Here is a 20,117-nt window from a genome sequence, read left to right as displayed (position 1 = left end):
TTTTAATAAATGGAGAATGAAAATATTTAGAATATTAATAGTATTGATGGTATTGGCTTCTGGATTTTATGCTTGTGTAAATAAAGAAAACGAAACTAGAGATAATGCCATTGACAGTACATTACAGACCAGTGCTACTGCCATACTGGAAAGCAAGTTGGCTGAACTTAATGCCCAATCTGGGCAGGTAATTGTTATGGAAGTCCAGACTGGGCAAATAAAGGCTCTGGTTGGACTTGAAAGGAAAGACAGTGCAGACTACCAACCATGCGAGAACTTCTCTGTACAACAGCCTACTGGCTTGATGCAGGGTGTTTCACTGTTGGCTGCACTGGAGACTGGAAAGGTGAAAATGAGTGATAGGGTGAATGCTGGCAATGGCATTTATGTCTGCAAGGGAGATACAGTTTTCGACCATAACTGTCATAGAGGCGGCTATGGTGAAATTACAGTAAAGCAAGGACTGGCTAGCGGCTCAAACATTGCTACAGTCAAGACTATGGAGAATGCTTTTGGTAACAATGCACAAGCATACTTTGATGTATTGTCAAAAATGAGCTATGGCAAGCCAGACAGTATCAATGGCATTCTGCAACCCTATAGGATTACAGAAAAAAATATCACTTGGAACTGTATAGGATATGAACAGCTTATTTCTCCTATTCAAGTCCTTACATTCTACAATGCTATCGCCAATAACGGGAAAATGGTGCAGCCTCAACTATACAAGGACAGTGTAGTGGTTATCAATCCCCAGATAGCAAATAAGGCTAATATCGACAGCTTGAAACTGGCACTGGCATATAATGTAACAGACGGACTGGGGCAACCTGCCAAGTCAGATAAGACTACCGTAGCAGGAAAACAAGGCACTATCATAGTCTCTACAGATAATGGCAATACAATGTATGCAGTGGAGTTCTGTGGTTACTTCCCTACTGACAATCCCAAGTATAGTGTTGTTGTATCTATTAACAAGACTGGTTTGCCTGCTAGTGGTGGGGTGATGGCAGGTGATGTTTTTAAGAAGATAGCTGATTATATTAATGACTGGGAAGTATGAGCGTAATAGTGTTTATTATTTGCCTTATTTCGTGTATAGCAAGTATAATAGGATATTTGAGAAGAAAGTATAAGCAGCGGTCTAGATTTATGCACGGTTATTATGAACATGACCCAAACAGTTATAATAAACTAAGCTTTTCTGGTGTACATATACTACTCATTCGTGGTGTACATATACTAAGCCCTTATGATGTGTACAAACTATTTGTTGGACAAAACAAGAATAGGGATTACCAACAAAGGGAGCATGATTACCATTGGTATAGGTTTGATAGGTATGAATTGACAAGTTCCAAGAAGTATATATTTACAAATATAGTCTTGTGTATAGCAATGGCAGTTATGATTATTCATTATACCTTTCTAGTTATGGACGGTGTTGCTATTTTAGAGGGAGGTTATCAATATATTCCACTACTAATATCTGTGGCTATTTGTACAAACAAATTAATCAATGAATACAAAGCATACAAGATAGCAAAGGTTATTGAGAATATATATGATAATATGTTACCTCAAATAATAGAAGGGAAGAGAATAAATCTAAGTTTTAAATATTTAGGAGAGTATGTTACTCTTGCTTTTAAATTTGTCATATTTCCCGATGGAATACGTATGATAGATGAAAGACCATATAAGCGCGGAGAGATAGATGTATTTATTGCTATAAACAATAATGAAACAGAGAAAGGTCTATATATCTATAAAGAAACTAACGATGAATGAATATATAGAGCTTATAGATGAGCTTTGTGCTAAATGTGATTCTGGGGAATAAAGGGAAGAAGGAGGAATGAACTATGATAAGAATGACAAGCAATGATTTTTATAACTTCTTGGAGAAGGTTTTAGAGAGATACGAAGAGTTATCAGAGAAAGTATATTTTATAGGGGAAATAGAAAAAAGTTCTCTATCTTTATAGAGACCAATTAACATGTTTGGATTATGCTCAAATGGTTTAATAAGAAGAAAGCAGAAGTTCTTAAAAGTGAAAAGCCACATACCATTATTAAATGTGGCATTACCCCTACATACATAAAAGTTCTAAAGGAAAACGAGGTATTTGTATTTGGAAGTAACTTGCAAGGCATACACGGTGGCGGTGCAGCACGAATTGCCAGAGAATGTTTTGGCGCAATCATGGGGCAAGGTGTAGGGCTACAAGGACAGTCTTATGCCATACCTACTATGCAAGGTGGAGTGAAAACAATAAAACCGTATGTTGATGAATTTATAAAGTTTGCTCAAATTCATACAGAATTTCATTTTTTGGTAACAAGGATTGGCTGTGGCATTGCAGGCTTTAGGGATGAAGACATTGCACCATTGTTTGAGAATGCCATAAATCTATCTAATATAAGTTTGCCAAAAGAATTTGTTGATATTATTATTACATCCTAATAATCTAAGTTTATTGGTATATAGTTATTATGTTTATAAAGCAAAGTTTGTAATTATGCGTATAAAAGACATGGATAAGTCACCATATTCTATTGGAAATCCACCATATTTCCCGTTTACAGAAATTATAGGAGATTGGAAGTATGAGTACCCACAAATGGGAACTTGTATAGGTACGAACCTAAAAACGGGAAATGGCTTCTTTTGTGAATACAATCCACCTATTGATTATCTAACCTCGGCAAATACGGATTATGAAGGAGGTCTGTAAATGATGAAAGGGGATAGACTTTTTTTAGTTATGGCAGATTTATGTAGCAATGCCTTACCGCTTACTTTGCCTACAATCATCTCCAATTTCAATAATACTGGAGTTGTAAGAGGATGTATCATATTGCTGCCACCTAAATTTGAAAGACGAAAACAAATAGAATTAGCTAATGAGCGCATGAGTATTCTGTCTCCATTATTTGACTTTCTTATTGTGGTTAATCCTCAAAAACTTTCCCGTGAATTTGTAAAGATGCATAATATTAACGGGTTTGAAGCTTTTTATAATGAATTATGGAAAGATACTGCAACTCTAACAGCTATAGTCCATACTTCCAAGAGCTTGGATGAAGTTAGGGTAAATTGGCAAAAAAACAAATCGTCAAAAGCACTATTACAGTGTGGAGCTTTATATATTATTAGAGATAAGGATATTGATTTTACTCCTAGTAAGAGAACTTTGCTTCTAAGTATAGGATACGCAGGTAATGGAGTGGCAGAAGAAGTTCATTTATTAGGTTTAAACAATATGGCGGTGGTTCGATTAGGAATTGGTGATGTGAGATGTTGGGGAAATAGTCATGGATTGGATTTGGCAGGAAGTTGGAATTATTTTTATGGGATTGATAAAAGTTACCGTTTTTGTATTGAATTTGTGAAGGAGAATATAAATGCAATCCAATATGATATAGAGTACTTTTTAGGGTTCGATGTTTCTTGCCAACCAGATATACAAATTAAAGAACTTGAAAAATATAGTAAACACGGTCATTAATAAACACAATAGTATGATAAAATTCAGCCAAATACCATATTCTACATATTCCTATGATGGAATGCCCAAACCAACATGGGTAAAAGCTATTTGTCCCCCAAACGGTTTTCCTCATAATTTCAGCTTATCTGATGATGATATGCTAACCTATTATCTTGAAATATTTAGGAATAGAACTGCTAAGGATAAGCCATATATAAACCAATATAACTCTATAGAAGAATTGGAAGAAGATATATATGGAAACTGTTTATATAATTGGATTCCTAAAGATTTTAAGGAAATATACTATACTCTTGATAAACAAGAATTTTTCCATAAAATAAATGTGTTGATAAAGCAACATGGTAATGCCATTGTAATAAAACATCGTGCTTTATGTATAAAAACAGATGAGAATATCAACTTGTATTCTTTTTACAAAGGTTTATGTCCAGATAAAGATATATTGTCTATATGTATTCCAATAAGAATATTTGAATTAGGACTATGGGAGGAAGGAAGCTTAATGTATATGACTGACGAAGATTATGATAATTTATTAGAAGAACTTCTAGTTAAACAAGAAGCAGGAGAATTAACGGAAAACAAAATAGAAGAAATAATAGGTTCTGTAATCACAAACTATTGGTTTATTGATATAAAGCCAATCCAATAAAATACTCAAAAAAGAGATTACATCATAGAAGGACTTACTGATTGTTATGTAGAATATGATGAGAATGGTTAGGAGGTATTCATTCCTAATGAACTAGGAAAATTAGGATATAAAAATGGAGATAAATTATGATTACATATGAGATATATCAATGGATTATACGTAAGTTAAAACCAAAGCCAAAGGTCAGAGTATATAGTAATGATGTACGTGTAGATTATCCTGAGGGCAGGCATATTCCAGAATGGATATATGAGCAGTTATGGAAGGATATTGATTGCAGTAAACCAGTGAAATTGGATAAGCCTATGTGTGAAGACTGGATAGATGATAAGTTTAAGGAGATTGAAGAACAGTAGATGAATAACTATAAATCTAAAAAAATAATAGGAGGAACAAACAATGATAATGACAAATGAAGAATATACTAACTTTAGTGGAGATTTATTTGCCAAATTTAAGGCAGGGGAAATGACAGCAGAGGAAGTATACGCAGAATTAAATAAGGTAGAAGGCGTTGTATTCTCTGGTCCGCCCAGACGTAACTTGCCAGAGAAGACTATTGAGGAGATTGAAGAAATAAAACGAGAATTCAACATTAAATGAATTAATATGGATAATGAATTATCAGAACCAATTTATGAGGATTATGGTAAATTCCAAGTTCTTAATGAAGCTAACATTATACGTACTGACGAAGAGATAAAAGAATTGTTTAATTGTAAAGGAGAATGGGAAGTTACAGATGGAGTTACAGATATGAGTTTCTAGTTATTAATATATTCATCCATAGGAGGAACGCCTTATGGACTTAATAGAGGAAATGTGGATAAGCAAACCACAAAGAAGAATAACTAAATTATCTGATTTATCAGACGGAGTTATAGCAAGAATAAAGTTTTATAATGCTAATAAGGAATATACTGTAGAAAACTTTAAAATGATATTTTTTGAATATCAGAGGTCTATATACTGCAATCAAGAAGTTGTAGAAGTAGTCCGTTCCATTAATGACTATGGCTGTATTGTGGATTATATTAATAATTCCCATTTCAGAAATGAATTGGATATATTTACCCCAGAATTTGATAAAAAGCGTACTCACCATATGACATCTTATAGGTCAAATGAAGATGTATTACAAGTAAGAGTAATTTCCAATGAAGGAGTTATAAAAAGCTATGATATGTCTGCAATAGGAATTACATTTAAAGATATATTTCACATTGTAGATAAGGAACGTAATCTTTAAGTCAATTACAGACTGGAAAGAAGCTGCCCAATGGTTGTCTGAATGGTCTTTTATGATAGCAACTCCGTTAATTATAACTAATAAAACTAATGATTATGAGTTCACTAAGAATGTTAAATAACATATTTGAGGAGTATGACTTATCCGAGGAAGAGTTTATCAAAGACCCTTATGGGTTTATAAATAAACTAGAAGATGAGAAGTTAAAGTGGCTATTGTTAATAGCAATGGAGATACAGGATTAATAATTATAAACCTTAAATGAATTAATATGGCTGGTAAACTAATGCCAAATAAACAACCGGAGTGCTTCACTCCCAATGCTCCAATTAAATACGCAATGGCAGGAGGAAGAGGAGTAATGATAGGTTGCGGAATTATGACAGCCTTATATGTTATAGGCGTAATTGTAGGGTTGTGTTTGTGCTATGGTTGGAGCAGCCTATTTTTTCCCATACTTCCATTTATCATCATAGGTGTTATGGTGGAATTTCCATGCTGTATATGGAAAGGCTTTAAGAAGTTCTACAATCTGGGATATGATAAGGAACGGAGAATATAAAAATGTTTTTCTCATGTTAGACTGATAAATAGGTAAAACAATGAGATATATGAGAAAGAAACTAATTATTGAATATCTTTTTGTTTTGTTAAATAATTTCGTGAATTTGTAATAATGCAGTAAGATTACTATATTTGCCAAAAAGATAAGATGCAAGTGTATGGTTAGAATGTCGTCAAAAGAAGATTTAAATGTTCCTACCTATCTGATTTAGCATTTATTGGCTATCATTAAGATTACTAATGAATCCCCCAATTTATTGCAAACGCAAGCGGACTATTCAACCATTTTTGAGACGATTGAAGATGTGAGATCATATATTTGTAAATGTGCTCAAGAATATGAAATCATAGAAGAGTTTACTTCTAAAAAAATTGAGGACTTAATTAATTGTTTTGATTTCCTTATTTGTGACCATAAACTAATTCGTCTCTGTAATTTATTGTTGTTATTTAAAAAGGCACAAGAGATTAAACTCGTATCTGATACCAATGAGCGTAAAACCTTAGAAGCTGACGAGCAGAAAATTATAGAAACAGCTATACAGAACGAATTATTTGAGCACTTGAAGATAAGCCATAAGTTGGAAGAATATGCCCCATTAATAGTCTGGAACCGTTCCAATCCTCCCACCAGTTTTATTTATGAGAAAAAGGAGGGTATATACACCTATGCTGCTAGTAATCCACGACCTATTTCTATTGACAAAAGTGCTCTTAAGCAAATGAAGAATAAAGAGGCTGAAATTTTAAAATCGCAAACTTATATTACTAACCACTTATATAAAAGATTGATACAAAAAGGATTTGTTCTTCCTTCTCCATCACGTACAAAACTAAAGACTAAACCTGCATGTTTCATTTATGATACTTTGATGTTTTTGGGGTATTTCTCTAATGATTATTCCATTATGAATAACAAATATCGAATCAATAAGGCTAAGAGAGACCGTATAAAAGAGATTATAATATTCACAAAATGAAGGTTATCCAATCCATTTAAAATTGGGGGAATCATTAACACAACATCTCATTCTATCCCCCCCTAGGACAAATTCTTATGTCCCGTTTTTTATCGACCTTTGCCACCAGAAAGGAACGAGAGTAGAAATGTTTCTACTGGGATGTCCTATTTTTATTATGAACAAAAAAAATGAGCTAGCACTTCAAGTTTTAACACTAGCAGTGCTAGCCAGTAAAGGACTCAAGATAGCTAGGCTATCGGGTAACCGCAAGTTTGATGAAAAGGTGGTCAAATCCAAAATGAAGTCCATGAAGAAGAATGGCATGTTAGTCCCTGCTATCATTGTAGATGCAAAGGAAGCCATTAAAGCCGGATTGGAGATTGTGGACTTTGGAACGGGAGAAATCATTAGCGCAGCTGATGCTGAATATTATGTTGTATTGGTTGACGCTAACCATCGCTACCAAGCTCACCTGAATCTTCTTAAAGAGAATGAAGGTTTGAAAGAAGAAGAACAGTATAAAGGTGAGTTTTATCTTATTTATGCTTTGAATGACAAGCTTGCCATCTCAAAGCTGTTATCAGAAATCAACATTTGTACAAATCCATGGCGAGGTAATGATTTTCCTAAAAGTGTTAAAATGGCAAATAAAGAGAATCTGCCACTACTTGATTTCATTGACGAGCTTACAAATGATGATTGGTCTTTAGCAGCCGCTTCCAAATGGGCAACTTTTAAAAGTGACATTACTAAAGAGATACTAGCGGATGCGGCAGATAATAAAATTAGCGAGAAGCTAAGGAATACCAGTGGTATAGAACGAGGACGTAAATTATTGGAAGCTGCCAAGAAAAGCTTTTCGGTCAAATTCCTTAAAAGCCGGAACATCATTGATTGGCTCATAGCCCAATATGACAAAGCTAATGATGATAATAAAACGGCTACCGTTAACCAACTGGCTAAATTCCTAGAAAGCTTAGGTCGGGATAAAGCTGAATTAATTGAGAAAACTAAAGGACAGCGAGGTGGCGATACCAAAGAGACCATTATAAATCGTCTTCTTAACAATTTCTACGAGCAGTTCACACAATCTCAAAGTGCTTCTACTGATGAGTAAAATTAAAAGCCGGTTATCGAGATGATAGCTGGCTTTTTTGTTTATTGTACTTATAACTTTTTCTATCCCTAATAGTAGTTTATTCAATTTTATAAGTTATTTTTGTACAATTCTAGATGGGGTGTTTTAAGCCAAATATTTAATAATATCTCTGTAATTGCTTGTAAAACAGTATATGTTAGAAATGTCATACATGTTACAGAAATGTTACAAAGCAATTGACGATTGATAATTGACGATTGATAATTATCGTTAATCGCTAATCCTTGATCCCTTGTTTCAAGTATTCGTAAAAGCTATATTGCGACCGTACCTTCTCCTTTTGCGGTCGCGACGACTTCCAGCAGTTTCGCAACCGGTCGTCCACAAAGCAGGCTTTCCGTTTGTCTGACAGTTGTATGGATAGCATATCGATGAGCTCTTGCTTCAAGTCCGGGTCCAGAATGGGGGTGACGGCTTCGATACGGCGGTACAAGTTACGCCGCATCCAGTCCGGCGAGCCGAGGAAGAGCTTGGGTGCGCCGCCGTTGCCGAAGTACCACACACGGGCATGTTCCAGAAAGGTATCCACGATGCGTGTCACGCGGATGTTGCGGCTGTACTCCTGCCCGGGGATGAGGCAGCAGATGCCGCGGACAATGAGGTCTATCTCTACACCGGCTTGCGAGGCTTCGTAGAGGCGGTCTATCATGGCGGGGTCCTGCAGGGCATTCATTTTTAGGATAATCCGTCCTTGCTTGCCTTGCCGGGCCAGTTCTATTTCGTGATTGATGAGGCGGTTCAGTTCAGGAATCAAGTTGAAGCGGGCCACAAGCAGGCGGTGGAACACCGGATTTTCCTTTCCCTGCAGAGTACGGAACAAGTTGTGCAGGTCGTTTACAATCACCGGGTTGCAGGTGAATAGTCCGCTGTCCGCATAGAGGGTGGCGGTCTTTTCGTTGAAGTTGCCGGTACTGATGTAGGCGTAGCTTGTCAGTTTGCGCCCTTCTTTGTCGCGGCGTAGCACGAGGGCTACTTTGGCATGTACCTTTAGTCCTGGTATGCTGAAAATGATGTTGATGCCGGCGGCTTTCATCATCTCGGCGGTGGCGAGGTTGTTTTCTTCGTCGAAGCGGGCTTTCAGTTCCACAAAGACGGTGACTCTCTTTCCGTTCTGTGCAGCGGCTATCAAGGTGTTGATGACGGTGGAGTTCTCTGCCACGCGATACTGAGTCACCATGATTTCGCGCACGGTGGGTTCATGGACGGCTTCATATAGGAAATGGATGAAGTGGTCGAAGGAGTGGTAGGGATAATGCAGCAGCAGGTCCTTCTTCTCCACATAGCGGAAGATGGATTCGCGTTCGTCCAGGCAGGTCAGCTTCATGGGCTGGGGTTTTTTGATGGGACGTACGCTTTGGTTGGGATTGGGCAGATGCCGCAAATCCTCCATGTTGAGGTGCTTGTCTCCCGGCACCAGCTCCCGGCGGTCTATGCGGTAGGCATCTACCAGAAAGTCGAGGAAGTCCTGGGGCATGGCGCGGTCGTATACAAAACGGCACACGGCGCCTATCTTGCGTTTCTTTACCTTCTTCTTCACCTGCTCGATGATTTCGGAGGTATTGGCGGCATCGTCTATCAGAATATCCGCATCGCGTGAAATCTTGATGCAATAACTGCTGTCCACTTCATAACCGGGGAAGATGGTATCCAGATTGGCCTTGATGATGTCTTCAATGAACATCAGATAATAGTCTTTCCCCACCTTGGGCAGCTGGATGAAGCGCGGCACTTTGCTGTACGGCAGTTTCATCACGAAATACTGGATACGGTTTGGAGAACTGGCGGGAGCTCCTTTCAGATGAAGCCGTACGGCTAGATAGAGACGGTTGTCGCGCAGGAATGAAATCACCTTGTCCTTGCTTACGGGCACCGGGGCCAGATAGGGGAATATCTCTTCGCGGAAGAAGCTGCGCACAAAGTCGCGGTGAAACGGTTCTACGTTGCGGCTTTGATAGAATATGATGTGATGTTTCCGCAGGGCGGGCAGTATCTTCTGTTCGTAGATGCGGATACGCTCCTCCAGTTGGCGGTTGACTTCTTGGTTGATTTCATCTACCAGTTCGGCGGCAGACTGCATAGTCTCTTCATCGCTTTGCGAGGCTCCGGTGGCTATGGCCTTATGGTCGGCTACGCGTATCTTGTAGAATTCTTCCAGATTGGAAGAGTATATAGAAATAAAGTTGATGCGTTCGTATAGCGGCAATGTCTCGTCTTCCGCTTCCAGCAGTACGCGGTAGTTGAAGGAAAGCCAGCTGATGTCACGTTTGAAATATCTGTTGTCCATGGTGTTAAGGTGTTAATGTGGCATATTAGCACATTACCACATTGTATTCTTCCCAAATATAATTACCTTTGTCTTAATAAACAAAGGAAAGATGACAAAAGTTGGTTTATTATCGGATACGCATGGCTACTGGGATGAAAAGTACCTGCAATATTTTGAGGGCTGTGACGAAATATGGCATGCCGGTGACATCGGTTCGCTGGAAGTGGCACAGAAGCTGGCGGCTTTCCGTCCCTTCCGTGCCGTGTATGGCAATATTGACGGGCAGGAGATACGGCAGCTCTATCCGCAGATTCTCCGTTTTACGGTGGATGGGGCAGAGGTGCTGATGAAACATATCGGCGGTTATCCCGGCAACTACGACCCTTCCATCAAGGGCAGCATTCTGGTGCGTCCCCCAAAGCTGTTCATCAGCGGGCACTCGCATATACTGAAGGTGAAGTATGACAAGACGTTGGATGTACTCCACATCAATCCGGGCGCTGCGGGCATTCAAGGTTTCCATAAGGTGCGTACGATGGTACGCTTTGCGGTTGATGGGGGAACGTTTAAAGATTTGGAGGTGATAGAACTTGCTGACCGATGATGTAGTTTGTTTATTTACAATGGATTGTATTTACCGATTGTTTACGCTATAGTGTAAAAGCCGTTACATGCTAATGTAAAGGTCGTTACGCTATTGGGTAAAGGCCGTTACACTATTTGGTAAAGGTCGTTACACGCTGAGGTAAAGACCGTTTCATCAAGGGGTGACGGCCGTTACGCACTGAAGTAAGCAAAACAATGTACCGGAGTAAGCAAAGCAATGAAGTAAAAAGATGAAACCAAGCCTTCACTTAATCGAATTTTTCCATTATCTTTGTGCCCGAATAGCAAGTAGAGCCGTGGGGCATCGTCCTCCTTCTTATTTTATTCTCCATTTTGAAGTATCACCGAAAAAGAACTGAAATATGAAAGGAATTATTCTTGCAGGTGGCAGTGCCACTCGTCTCTATCCGTTGTCCAAGGCTATCTCCAAGCAGATAATGCCCGTCTACGACAAGCCGATGATATACTACCCGCTCTCTACACTGATGTTGGCGGGAATTCGCGAAGTGCTTATTATCTCTACTCCACGTGACTTACCCATGTTCCGCGAACTGCTGGGAACCGGCGAAGAACTCGGCATGTCCTTTTCCTATAAGATACAAGAGAATCCCAACGGATTGGCACAAGCCTTTGTGCTGGGTGCAGAGTTCTTGGACGGCGGACCGGGCTGCCTCATCCTGGGCGACAACATGTTCTACGGTCAAGGCTTCTCCGCCATGCTGAAGCGTGCCGCTTCCATAGACAAGGGTGCCTGCATCTTCGGTTATTACGTCAAGGACCCCCGTGCCTACGGTGTAGTGGAGTTTGATGCCAACGGCAAAGCCGTCTCGCTGGAAGAAAAGCCTGCCAACCCTAAAAGCAACTATGCCGTCCCCGGACTGTACTTCTACGACTCCACCGTGACAGAGAAAGCTGCCTCCTTGAAGCCCTCTGCCCGCGGCGAATACGAAATTACCGACCTCAACCGTCTCTATCTGGACGAGGGCACGCTGAAAGTGGAGCTTTTCGGTCGCGGTTTTGCCTGGCTCGACACCGGCAACTGCGACAGCCTGCTGGAAGCCAGCAATTTTGTCGCCACCATCCAGAACCGTCAAGGCTTCCGCGTGAGCTGTATCGAAGAGATTGCCTGGCGCAAGGGCTGGATAGATGTAGACCGCCTGTATCGCTTGGGTGAACAGCTTGGCAAGACCGAATATGGCAAATACCTGATGGAACTGGCTGAATCGAAGCGATGAACTCTTTGTTCCCCAAAAAGAGAAGGAGAATAGTTCTCCTATAAAGGCCCGCTGACTTTAATTTTTTAATTTATAATTTTTAATTCTCATGAAGACTTATCTCGTAACCGGTGCTGCCGGCTTTATCGGCGCCAACTATATTAAATATATCTTGGCAAAACATAATGATATTAAAGTGGTGATACTGGATGCCTTGACCTACGCAGGCAATTTGGGCACCATTGCCAATGACATTGACGATGAACGTTGCTTTTTTGTAAAAGGTGACATCTGCGACCGCGTGCTTGCCGACGAACTGTTTGCCAAGTATAAATTCGATTACGTAGTGAATTTTGCTGCCGAGAGCCACGTAGACCGTAGCATAGAGAATCCCCAGCTTTTCTTGATGACCAACATCCTGGGTACACAAAACCTGCTCGATGCCGCCCGCCGTGCCTGGGTCACGGGTAAGGACGAGTCCGGTTATCCCACTTGGCGCAAAGGCGTCCGTTACCATCAGGTGTCTACCGACGAAGTTTACGGCTCACTTGGTGCCGAAGGCTACTTCACAGAGCAAACCCCGCTCTGCCCGCACAGCCCTTACAGCGCCAGCAAGACGAGTGCCGATATGGTAGTGATGGCCTATCACGACACCTATAAGATGCCCGTCACTATCACCCGCTGTTCCAACAACTACGGTCCTTATCACTTCCCCGAAAAGCTGATTCCGCTTATCATCAAGAATATTCTCGAAGGCAAGAACCTCCCCGTCTATGGCGACGGCAGTAACGTGCGTGACTGGCTCTACGTGGAAGACCACTGCAAAGCTATCGACCTGGTTGTCCGCGAGGGTGTGGAAGGTGAAGTTTACAACGTAGGCGGTCACAACGAAAAGACCAATCTTGAAATCGTGAAGCTGACTATTGCCACCGTCCGCCGCTTGATGGAGGAAGAACCCCGTTACCGCGCAGTGCTGAAGAAACAAGTAAAGGCCGCCGACGGTACGATTGACATCAGCTGGATAAACGAAGGCCTCATCACCTTCGTCAAAGACCGCCTAGGTCACGACCAGCGTTATGCCATCGACCCCACAAAGATTACCAATGCCCTGGGCTGGTATCCGGAGACGAAGTTCGAGGTCGGCATCGTCAAGACCATTGAATGGTACCTGAACAACCAGCCGTGGGTGGAAGAAGTGACCAGCGGTGACTATCAGAAGTATTACGAACAGATGTATAGAGATAGGGGGTAAGGTTTAGGGATTAAGGATTAGGGTCTAACCGCTAATCCTTAACCCCTAAACCCTCAATTCAGCGCCACCGCTAACAGCAATCCTAAGAACAGCATATTGCGCGACGTCTCGCCCAGTATGCTGTTCAGCTTTTTACCGCTGCCTATCTGTACCATCTTGCGCCACGTCAGCGCGTGCATGTAGAGGTAGACGCAGGGAGCCCAGATAAATTCCAGCGGAGTCAGCTTGCCCGTGTAGACAAACCAGAAGCAGAGCAGCACGGCGGCGATGCCCAGTGCCAGATACATATTCTCACCGAATTTCTTGCCGTAGCGCACCACCAGCGTACACTTGCCGCTCACTACGTCCTGCTCGCGGTCGCGATAGTTGTTCACCATCAGCAAGGTGTCTATGGCGAGGCCACTGACGAGCGACAGCACCACCACATCCATATTCAGCGTATAGGCCTGCACGTAGTAGGTGCCGCATACGGGCACGAAGCCGAAGAACACCAGCACCAGTACGTCGCCCCAGCCCCGATAGGAGAGCAGCGTGGTATAGAGGAAAGCAAACAGTATGCACACCACGCCCAGCACCACCAGTTCCCAGCCTCCGTGGGGCAGCTGCCCCCAGACGGTGAACAGCACTGCCAGCCCTGCCAGGCACGACAGTGTCAGTGCGATGCCGATGCCGGTTTTCATGGCTGCCGGCGTAATCCAACCTTCGGCGCAGGCGCGCTGCGGCCCCAGCCGGTCTTCCCGACGGTCGGTCCCTTTCTGGAAGTCGAAGAGGTCGTTGATAAAGTTGGCGGCAATCTGCATGCCGCAGGCAAAGAGGGCGCACAGCAGGGCGGGTGCGGTCTTGAACTGTCCGTCGCTGAAGGCAAGGGCACTGCCCAGCAATACCGGGATGATGGCTCCCGTCAACGTCTTGGGGCGGGCGGCGAGAAACCATGCGTAGGGTGAATTCTGTTTAATCTCGTTCATCGTAGTTCCAATTTAGTTCGGCATCTGCCAGCAAAAATACTGAAAATCCCTATTTTTGATTCATATACTGAAAATCAGGAATTTAAGAACTAAATTTCTCTTTTTTCGTACTTATATGCTTTAAGTAGAACACCACAAAGATAGGGATTCTTTTTTATCTAAAGACATTTTACCCTGCCATTTTTTGAACTTGGCAGGGTATTATTTCTCTCCATTTCCAAAGCCCTCAAATCCTTATATATGAGAAAAAACTTGGAGCATTATTAAGCACCATTGAAATAAGGTGCGAGCTTCAAGCATTAATGATAAAAACAATTACCGGGTCACGCTTATTTTCAGACGATGGATAAGATGGAGATTCGATGATGCGTAGCAATTCCAGTATGTGGACAAGACATAAAGTTCCCCACGAAAGAATGTATGCCGCATGATAGGCCAAGTAAATGCGAGGAGCTGTTTACAACGGTTCAACTGTCACAACCAGTCGAAAGACCGGTCTATCTTTTTTCTTCTCCCCCTTCCTTTATTTCCCCTCAAAGCCTTATATATGAGAAAAGTATATAAGAGAAATAATAACTAACAATTTAAAACAACTAAGAGACATGGGAAATTTAATTAAAGGATTGAAGGTCGCAGCTTATGTGGCCGAGATTATCGTGGCAGGTTCCGTAGTAATCGAGCTTGCAGAAAAGTATAGTGGCAAATTCGGAAAAAAGAAGATTGCCACGGGTGAAGTCAAGGCCGTTGATGCTGCGACTGAAAACTGATAGAACGTCTGTGAATGGATTATGACAAGAAAGCGGACGTGATAATAACCGTATTGGAGGTAGCAACTTCAATACTCAAAGGAATAAAGAAGCTAAGAGGTATATTCATAAAAGCAAAGAAATGACACCTCTTGGCTTTTTGTTTTTTCACCGCATTTTATTAACCGACTAAAAAAATAACAAGAGTATGGAAACAATGACTAATGAACTTACTGTCATTCCAAGAACAATCGGAATGGTAACAAGAATGATGGATGCAGTTAATATCGAAGATGCTGTAATCGTATCTGAAGAAGAACAGAAAGAGCATCCTAATTTTATTGAGAGCAACACTTCGGGAATAACACTTGAAGAACTTGAAAGGAACTGTATTGTACCCAGCTTCGGAGACAACCAGCTAACAATCAGCCACCAGAAATTTATCCACCAGGTAGAAGATGCTGCGAGAGTATATTTTACCGGAGAGAACTTTGGAAACACAGAAATCAGAGTATCACATAAAATCCTGGGCAGAGTGCCAAGTGCATTGACCAAGAGGAAGGAGGAACTTAAACCGGAGGACGAGACCATCTACTACCAGAGAATGGCCTTCTGTTTTCATATCCGTTCCATGAGCAGAATGATGAACGGCGAGGAAGTACATTTATGTATTGGAGGTGTAAGAAGCCTGAACGAGGAAAACTTATACGCCCGAAAATCCCCCGAGAAATTCAAGATCTTTATCGGGTGGAGGGTTCGTGTGTGTTCAAATCTGATGCTGACCAACGATGGCTTGACCGGACGACTGGAAGTAATGAGTGATGCAGATATTTATAGTTCAGCACTCAGACTATTTCAAGATTTCAAACCGGAGCAAAATTTGAGACTTCTTGAAAACCTGGGAAGAACCAAGATTTCACAAGAACAGTTCTGTCAGATAATAGGCAGGCTCAGATTGTATCAAGCCTTGCCTGCTTCACAACTCAGAGAACTGCCGAAGGTAATTCTGGGTGATTCCAATGTCAATGCGGCTACGAAAGGCTATATAGAAAACCCTAATTTCGGGTTACGTGGCAGAGAGAATATTACTTGTTGGGATTTGATGCAGCTACTCAATGATGCCGCAAAGCAATCCTACATAGACAAGTTCCTGGAGAGAAATCAGAACTGCACTGATTTTTCTGTAGGTATCCAGAGAGCCTTGAATGGTGAAGATACTGAGAATTATGAGTGGTTTTTGAGCTAGACCTGAAAAATAATTAGCTCACAAGGGAGAAAGAGCTGAAATAACAAATATGGTCCTTCTCCCTTTTTTGTTGAACCCTTTGACAGATATATGATATGGAAGTGAATGATATTATGACATACATAGACAGATTGCTGCAAGGCTGTTCTGATAAAAGATGTGCTGAGATTCTAAAGGAAGTAATGGAGGAATGTCAGTCACGTATAGATGAATGTAAGAAAGGTGCTTATTCTAAATCATTGCAATAGGAATAATATATAAACAATAATGAATATTATGGAAAGATATGAATTGGAAAACAGCAGGGAATTCAAGGCTGCAAAAGAACTTGAACATGCCCTGAACGACTATGGGTGGAATGAGAAAAGGTTCGCTATTGCAGTTACCACATTCCACAGGACCCTACAACAGACCTTATTCAGAAGTATGGTTGAAGTAATAAGAGTCATGGGAAGCGAAGGTTACGGATATGACCTGAGGAACAAGGCTTCCCATGAGATATGTAAGAAGATTGTGGAATCCGGAGTCTTGGAGGACGAGACGATACCATTTATCTAAGACGGTTGAGACATACCGAGATAATATTCCGAGGAGGGGTATTTCCGATCAAAAGGAAGTATCCCTCCTTTTTTATTTACCGACAATTTAAAATTCAGAAGACTATGTTATACTATAATTTTTACGGTTATGAAGAATTCAAGGCCCGTTTCGGACTTGAGAAGAGAGACAATGGTGTGGCGGTAAGAAAGAACAAGATATTGCTGAGCCACCTGAAAAATCCTGCATTGCTCAGATATTGCAGGGAACATAACGACTATACTCTGCTGCATATATATGATATGGCTGACCTACAGAAAAGAGTGGTTGAAGCCGTCTTGAAATCAGGAGAGAATGATGAAAAGCTGCCTTATAGGGTGGAACTGATAGGCAAGACATATTATTCCTCCCGATATCAGACTGACGAAAGCAAGGGTGTATGTGAGGATCTGGATAAAAGTTCAGTCCGCTATGTCAACATTGAACGTAACCGAGTCTTCAAGATGAGGGCCGGAAAGTTCATGAGGGAGCTTATACTTGAAACAGGGATAGGGAAACTTATTTCTCCCTGTGTCGTAAACTGGATTGCAGGAGATGTTTTCACTCAGCAATGGTGTACTTATACTCATGGGAAATCACCTGATATGGAACTTCATGTCAACAATGATTTTGGGAGAATCTATGACAGTAACTATTGTAAAGGGAGTTTCGGTTCATGCATGGTGGATGAGAACAGGACTTCGTTCTATCATGATTCGGTAAAAGCCAAGGCTGCATACATAATAGACAAGACGGGGCTGATTGTAGCCAGAGCCATTCTTTTTACCGATGTTACGGATCAGGACGGCAAGAAATGGAGGCTGCTTGAAAGGCAGTATTCCTCGGAAGGTGATGATGTATTGAAACGCCTGCTTGTGGATAAACTTATTCAGGAAGATTATATTGACGGCTACAAGGTGATCGGTGCTTCCTGTCATGAGGCGAACGCATTTGTGGATGTTTGTGGCAACTCGTTGTCTGACAGAAAATTTGAAATAGATTGTGAACTGGAACTGGAAGACACGCTTTCCTATCAGGATTCTTTCAAATGGTATAGTTATAATCAGAACAAGGCCTATAACTACGAGAACTCCGGGACCTCATACAACCTTGATACAACAGACCTTAATCTTTACGGGGATGATGATGAAGATGATGGGGAATGGGATGCTTACCACCAATACTATTGCGATGATACAAGGCTCTGTTATCGGAATGGAATAGAAATCTGGGTGGATTCAGACAACCTGGATGATTTTGTATGGATAGAATCAAAACGGGAGTATCACCATGAGAACGATTGTGTATGCTGTGACAATTGTGGAGAGAACCTGCTGAAAGATAATGCGGAATACTCCGAGGTGACAGAAGAGCATTATTGCTGCAAGGAGTGTATGGAGAAAGCGGAAGATGAATTCAAGCGGAAGAACTGGTATTATTCCGAGTATGATGAAGCATGGTATGAGAACCTTGATGATATAACCCGGATCAATATTTGGAATGACTCGGAAGGAGTATATGAAGAGAAATCCATTGGTATAGACACTTTGGATGGATTGATTGAGAATGAAGATGTATGGGAGTTCGGTGAGGATGTATTTGACAAGGTAAATCCGAGTACCAATCTCCCGTATGGTTATAAACTAAAAAAAGAAATGAATCATGAATATACAATTATTGAAGAAGCTGTATAGTATCTACAGCCCCAGCGGAAAGGAACAGAAGATGGTGAAGTTCCTCTGTTCCTACATAAGACAACTTCCCGGAAACATATCCGTGTCAAAGGATGAATTCGGGAACCTGTATGTAGTAAAGGGTAAAGCTGAAACTTATCCCTGCCTGGTGAGCCATATCGACCAGGTTTCACACTGCAACCACTCAAAGGATTTCAAGGCGGTGGAGACCAGGGAAATCATATTCGGTTATTCGCCAAAGAACAGGAGGTTTGAGAATCTGGGAGCCGATGACAAGAACGGAGTGTTCATCTGCCTTGAATGCCTGAAGAAGTATGATTCTATTAAAGTAGTGTTTTTCAGAGAGGAGGAGACCGGATGCAGGGGAAGTTCTGAAGTGGTGATGTCCTTCTTCGATGACGTAAGGTTCGTTATCCAGCCTGACCGGAAAGGTAATTCGGATCTGATTACAAGTATCGGATATTCCGGGTTGTGTTCAGACGAGTTCATTGAAGCGATAGAACCTGAGAAATGGAACTATAAGGAAGAAAGCGGCTTGATGACCGATGTTCTGGCATTGAAAGAAAACGGACTTGGGGTCTCCTGCATCAATGTCTCATGCGGTTACTACAATGCCCATTCTGACGAGGAGATAACAATGAAGAAAGACCTGCTGAAATGCCTGATGTTTATAGGGCATATCATAGAGGACTGTACCGGTGTCTATCCCCATGTTCAGGATGATTCATATTTCAGCCCCTATGAGTTTGAGGACGAGGTTTACGATATGCTGAACCATGACCCGACATTAACCCCTGAAGACCTTTATGACATGTATTCCACCAATTTTCCTCATTTCGGGCTGGAGGATTATCGAAGGATATGTAATGACTATCGGATGTTCTGGTGTGATGAAGAAGAAGATATATATGAAGAAGATATATATGAAGAAAAAAGTATGGACTTAAAAACTTTGGAAGTATGGAAAGAGACATGAATTACGATTTGGAACTGGCCAGGTATATCTGGTCAATCCTGAAATCCGATCTCCCCGTCCTTATGTCCTGGGGAGTTGAGATTGAGACGGTGAAAGTGATAAAGTGTGGTATTGAATTCAAGGTCAACGGATTCAAGCATACTGGAAAAGTTCAGATTGTATTGAATGAAGGCTTGGATTTATTTGAAGCTTATCTGATTGGTGAAGATGGAGAAATCAGGGATAAGAGAGAAGACATCTACTTTGATATGCTTGTTTCTGAGGTGGATGAACTTGTAGAGAAAACCGACGATTATGAAAAGAGGATTGCTGAAACATATAATATTATAAGGTATTAGCGGTTCTCTGAGAAATCGGGAAATGTGATAACGGGCTTTCTGTGAGGGAGTAGATTTTATAAGAACTCGAAATCTCATGGAAAGCCTTTTTTATGAACCAACGTGAATGGTTCCATAGATTAGACGAACAT

The 20,117-nt window shown here is 41.2% G+C and carries 23 protein-coding genes; 21 read left to right on the top strand and 2 right to left on the bottom strand.

Features of this window, described 5'->3' with window-relative positions:
- The first annotated feature begins 46 nt into the window (after window positions 1-46).
- The 12 genes from HUX74_RS18265 to HUX74_RS18210 all read left to right on the top strand — a co-directional run bounded on the left by HUX74_RS18265 (window position 47) and on the right by HUX74_RS18210 (window position 8,065).
- The gene (locus HUX74_RS18265; protein ID WP_371808751.1) at window positions 47-1,063 is read left to right on the top strand and encodes a penicillin-binding transpeptidase domain-containing protein; all 1,017 of its coding nucleotides are present in this window, start codon (window positions 47-49) and stop codon (window positions 1,061-1,063) included.
- Entirely contained in the window at window positions 1,060-1,791 is a 732-nt protein-coding gene (locus HUX74_RS18260; protein ID WP_174647187.1) for a hypothetical protein, read from the top strand. Before HUX74_RS18265 ends, HUX74_RS18260 begins: the two co-directional genes overlap by 4 nt.
- A gap of 283 nt (window positions 1,792-2,074) precedes the next feature.
- A complete protein-coding gene (locus HUX74_RS18255) occupies window positions 2,075-2,467 on the top strand; it encodes a hypothetical protein (protein ID WP_057254412.1) in 393 nt (130 codons plus the stop codon).
- A gap of 301 nt (window positions 2,468-2,768) precedes the next feature.
- Window positions 2,769-3,512, top strand: coding sequence for a hypothetical protein (locus tag HUX74_RS18250; protein ID WP_174647186.1), 744 nt, complete (start codon window positions 2,769-2,771; stop codon window positions 3,510-3,512).
- Window positions 3,513-3,525: 13 nt separating this feature from the next.
- Window positions 3,526-4,170, top strand: coding sequence for a hypothetical protein (locus tag HUX74_RS18245; protein ID WP_174647185.1), 645 nt, complete (start codon window positions 3,526-3,528; stop codon window positions 4,168-4,170).
- A gap of 128 nt (window positions 4,171-4,298) precedes the next feature.
- Entirely contained in the window at window positions 4,299-4,529 is a 231-nt protein-coding gene (locus tag HUX74_RS18240; protein WP_174647184.1) for a hypothetical protein, read from the top strand.
- A 49-nt stretch (window positions 4,530-4,578) separates the two neighbouring features.
- Window positions 4,579-4,776 (top strand): hypothetical protein, encoded by a 198-nt coding sequence (locus HUX74_RS18235; protein ID WP_147395375.1) that lies wholly within the window; start codon window positions 4,579-4,581, stop codon window positions 4,774-4,776.
- Window positions 4,777-4,782: 6 nt separating this feature from the next.
- Entirely contained in the window at window positions 4,783-4,941 is a 159-nt protein-coding gene (locus HUX74_RS18230) for a hypothetical protein (RefSeq protein WP_174647183.1), read from the top strand.
- A 34-nt stretch (window positions 4,942-4,975) separates the two neighbouring features.
- On the top strand, window positions 4,976-5,422 hold the full coding sequence (locus HUX74_RS18225) for a hypothetical protein (protein ID WP_174647182.1): 447 nt from the start codon (window positions 4,976-4,978) through the stop codon (window positions 5,420-5,422).
- Between the two features lie 271 nt (window positions 5,423-5,693).
- A complete protein-coding gene (locus tag HUX74_RS18220) occupies window positions 5,694-5,984 on the top strand; it encodes a hypothetical protein (RefSeq protein ID WP_174647181.1) in 291 nt (96 codons plus the stop codon).
- Window positions 5,985-6,204: 220 nt separating this feature from the next.
- Window positions 6,205-6,966, top strand: a complete 762-nt coding sequence (locus HUX74_RS18215; RefSeq protein ID WP_174647180.1) for a hypothetical protein — start codon at window positions 6,205-6,207, stop codon at window positions 6,964-6,966.
- Window positions 6,967-7,123: 157 nt separating this feature from the next.
- Window positions 7,124-8,065 carry a hypothetical protein gene (locus HUX74_RS18210; protein ID WP_174647179.1) on the top strand — a complete coding sequence of 314 codons (942 nt, stop codon included), beginning with the start codon at window positions 7,124-7,126 and terminating at the stop codon, window positions 8,063-8,065.
- Window positions 8,066-8,324: 259 nt separating this feature from the next.
- Here HUX74_RS18210 and HUX74_RS18205 read toward each other — a convergent pair whose 3' ends face one another.
- On the bottom strand, window positions 8,325-10,391 hold the full coding sequence (locus HUX74_RS18205) for an RNA degradosome polyphosphate kinase (protein ID WP_174647178.1): 2,067 nt from the start codon (window positions 10,389-10,391) through the stop codon (window positions 8,325-8,327).
- Window positions 10,392-10,482: 91 nt separating this feature from the next.
- On the opposite strand from HUX74_RS18205, the gene HUX74_RS18200 reads away from it, so the two are divergent.
- From HUX74_RS18200 to rfbB, 3 genes are all read left to right on the top strand, one after another.
- Entirely contained in the window at window positions 10,483-10,977 is a 495-nt protein-coding gene (locus HUX74_RS18200; RefSeq protein ID WP_005827049.1) for a metallophosphoesterase, read from the top strand.
- A gap of 364 nt (window positions 10,978-11,341) precedes the next feature.
- Entirely contained in the window at window positions 11,342-12,214 is an 873-nt protein-coding gene (gene rfbA / locus HUX74_RS18195; RefSeq protein ID WP_044467335.1) for a glucose-1-phosphate thymidylyltransferase RfbA, read from the top strand.
- Between the two features lie 88 nt (window positions 12,215-12,302).
- Window positions 12,303-13,445 carry a dTDP-glucose 4,6-dehydratase gene (gene rfbB, locus HUX74_RS18190; RefSeq protein WP_174647177.1) on the top strand — a complete coding sequence of 381 codons (1,143 nt, stop codon included), beginning with the start codon at window positions 12,303-12,305 and terminating at the stop codon, window positions 13,443-13,445.
- A gap of 53 nt (window positions 13,446-13,498) precedes the next feature.
- Here the strand turns inward: rfbB and menA are convergent, their stop codons facing one another.
- Window positions 13,499-14,410 carry a 1,4-dihydroxy-2-naphthoate octaprenyltransferase gene (menA, locus tag HUX74_RS18185; RefSeq protein ID WP_174647176.1) on the bottom strand — a complete coding sequence of 304 codons (912 nt, stop codon included), beginning with the start codon at window positions 14,408-14,410 and terminating at the stop codon, window positions 13,499-13,501.
- Window positions 14,411-15,012: 602 nt separating this feature from the next.
- Between menA and HUX74_RS18180 the strand changes: the two genes are divergently transcribed.
- The 6 genes from HUX74_RS18180 to HUX74_RS18155 all read left to right on the top strand — a co-directional run bounded on the left by HUX74_RS18180 (window position 15,013) and on the right by HUX74_RS18155 (window position 19,986).
- Entirely contained in the window at window positions 15,013-15,177 is a 165-nt protein-coding gene (locus HUX74_RS18180; RefSeq protein WP_004292428.1) for a hypothetical protein, read from the top strand.
- Window positions 15,178-15,364: 187 nt separating this feature from the next.
- Entirely contained in the window at window positions 15,365-16,402 is a 1,038-nt protein-coding gene (locus tag HUX74_RS18175) for a DUF3871 family protein (RefSeq protein WP_174647175.1), read from the top strand.
- 276 nt (window positions 16,403-16,678) lie between these two features.
- Window positions 16,679-16,960 carry a hypothetical protein gene (locus tag HUX74_RS18170; protein WP_174647174.1) on the top strand — a complete coding sequence of 94 codons (282 nt, stop codon included), beginning with the start codon at window positions 16,679-16,681 and terminating at the stop codon, window positions 16,958-16,960.
- A 104-nt stretch (window positions 16,961-17,064) separates the two neighbouring features.
- Window positions 17,065-18,672 carry a hypothetical protein gene (locus tag HUX74_RS18165; protein WP_174647173.1) on the top strand — a complete coding sequence of 536 codons (1,608 nt, stop codon included), beginning with the start codon at window positions 17,065-17,067 and terminating at the stop codon, window positions 18,670-18,672.
- Window positions 18,641-19,648 carry a hypothetical protein gene (locus HUX74_RS18160; RefSeq protein ID WP_254592891.1) on the top strand — a complete coding sequence of 336 codons (1,008 nt, stop codon included), beginning with the start codon at window positions 18,641-18,643 and terminating at the stop codon, window positions 19,646-19,648. The genes HUX74_RS18165 and HUX74_RS18160 overlap by 32 nt, the downstream gene beginning before the upstream one ends.
- Window positions 19,633-19,986 (top strand): hypothetical protein, encoded by a 354-nt coding sequence (locus HUX74_RS18155; protein WP_117867172.1) that lies wholly within the window; start codon window positions 19,633-19,635, stop codon window positions 19,984-19,986. The genes HUX74_RS18160 and HUX74_RS18155 overlap by 16 nt, the downstream gene beginning before the upstream one ends.
- The last annotated feature ends 131 nt before the right edge of the window (window positions 19,987-20,117 follow it).

This window comes from Bacteroides sp. Marseille-P8574 (assembly GCF_902825465.1).
Lineage (GTDB): Bacteria > Bacteroidota > Bacteroidia > Bacteroidales > Bacteroidaceae > Bacteroides > Bacteroides uniformis.
Note: the sequence above shows the minus strand (reverse complement) of the source record. Positions and strands in the feature narration are given on the sequence as shown.

Excerpts from the sequence above, each read along its gene's own strand:
- HUX74_RS18235 (WP_147395375.1), top strand. The coding sequence starts at position 4,579 with ATGACAAATGAAGAATATACTAACTTTAGTGGAGATTTATTTGCCAAA.
- rfbA (WP_044467335.1), top strand. The coding sequence starts at position 11,342 with ATGAAAGGAATTATTCTTGCAGGTGGCAGTGCCACTCGTCTCTATCCG.
- HUX74_RS18220 (WP_174647181.1), top strand. The coding sequence starts at position 5,694 with ATGGCTGGTAAACTAATGCCAAATAAACAACCGGAGTGCTTCACTCCC.
- HUX74_RS18265 (WP_371808751.1), top strand. The coding sequence starts at position 47 with ATGGTATTGGCTTCTGGATTTTATGCTTGTGTAAATAAAGAAAACGAA.
- HUX74_RS18165 (WP_174647173.1), top strand. The coding sequence starts at position 17,065 with ATGTTATACTATAATTTTTACGGTTATGAAGAATTCAAGGCCCGTTTC.
- HUX74_RS18250 (WP_174647186.1), top strand. The coding sequence starts at position 2,769 with ATGGCAGATTTATGTAGCAATGCCTTACCGCTTACTTTGCCTACAATC.
- HUX74_RS18240 (WP_174647184.1), top strand. The coding sequence starts at position 4,299 with ATGATTACATATGAGATATATCAATGGATTATACGTAAGTTAAAACCA.
- HUX74_RS18170 (WP_174647174.1), top strand. The coding sequence starts at position 16,679 with ATGGAAAGATATGAATTGGAAAACAGCAGGGAATTCAAGGCTGCAAAA.
- menA (WP_174647176.1), bottom strand. The coding sequence starts at position 14,410 with ATGAACGAGATTAAACAGAATTCACCCTACGCATGGTTTCTCGCCGCC.
- HUX74_RS18200 (WP_005827049.1), top strand. The coding sequence starts at position 10,483 with ATGACAAAAGTTGGTTTATTATCGGATACGCATGGCTACTGGGATGAA.
- HUX74_RS18160 (WP_254592891.1), top strand. The coding sequence starts at position 18,641 with ATGAATATACAATTATTGAAGAAGCTGTATAGTATCTACAGCCCCAGC.
- HUX74_RS18155 (WP_117867172.1), top strand. The coding sequence starts at position 19,633 with ATGGAAAGAGACATGAATTACGATTTGGAACTGGCCAGGTATATCTGG.
- rfbB (WP_174647177.1), top strand. The coding sequence starts at position 12,303 with ATGAAGACTTATCTCGTAACCGGTGCTGCCGGCTTTATCGGCGCCAAC.
- HUX74_RS18245 (WP_174647185.1), top strand. The coding sequence starts at position 3,526 with ATGATAAAATTCAGCCAAATACCATATTCTACATATTCCTATGATGGA.
- HUX74_RS18180 (WP_004292428.1), top strand. The coding sequence starts at position 15,013 with ATGGGAAATTTAATTAAAGGATTGAAGGTCGCAGCTTATGTGGCCGAG.
- HUX74_RS18230 (WP_174647183.1), top strand. The coding sequence starts at position 4,783 with ATGGATAATGAATTATCAGAACCAATTTATGAGGATTATGGTAAATTC.
- HUX74_RS18175 (WP_174647175.1), top strand. The coding sequence starts at position 15,365 with ATGGAAACAATGACTAATGAACTTACTGTCATTCCAAGAACAATCGGA.
- HUX74_RS18205 (WP_174647178.1), bottom strand. The coding sequence starts at position 10,391 with ATGGACAACAGATATTTCAAACGTGACATCAGCTGGCTTTCCTTCAAC.
- HUX74_RS18260 (WP_174647187.1), top strand. The coding sequence starts at position 1,060 with ATGAGCGTAATAGTGTTTATTATTTGCCTTATTTCGTGTATAGCAAGT.
- HUX74_RS18225 (WP_174647182.1), top strand. The coding sequence starts at position 4,976 with ATGGACTTAATAGAGGAAATGTGGATAAGCAAACCACAAAGAAGAATA.
- HUX74_RS18210 (WP_174647179.1), top strand. The coding sequence starts at position 7,124 with ATGAACAAAAAAAATGAGCTAGCACTTCAAGTTTTAACACTAGCAGTG.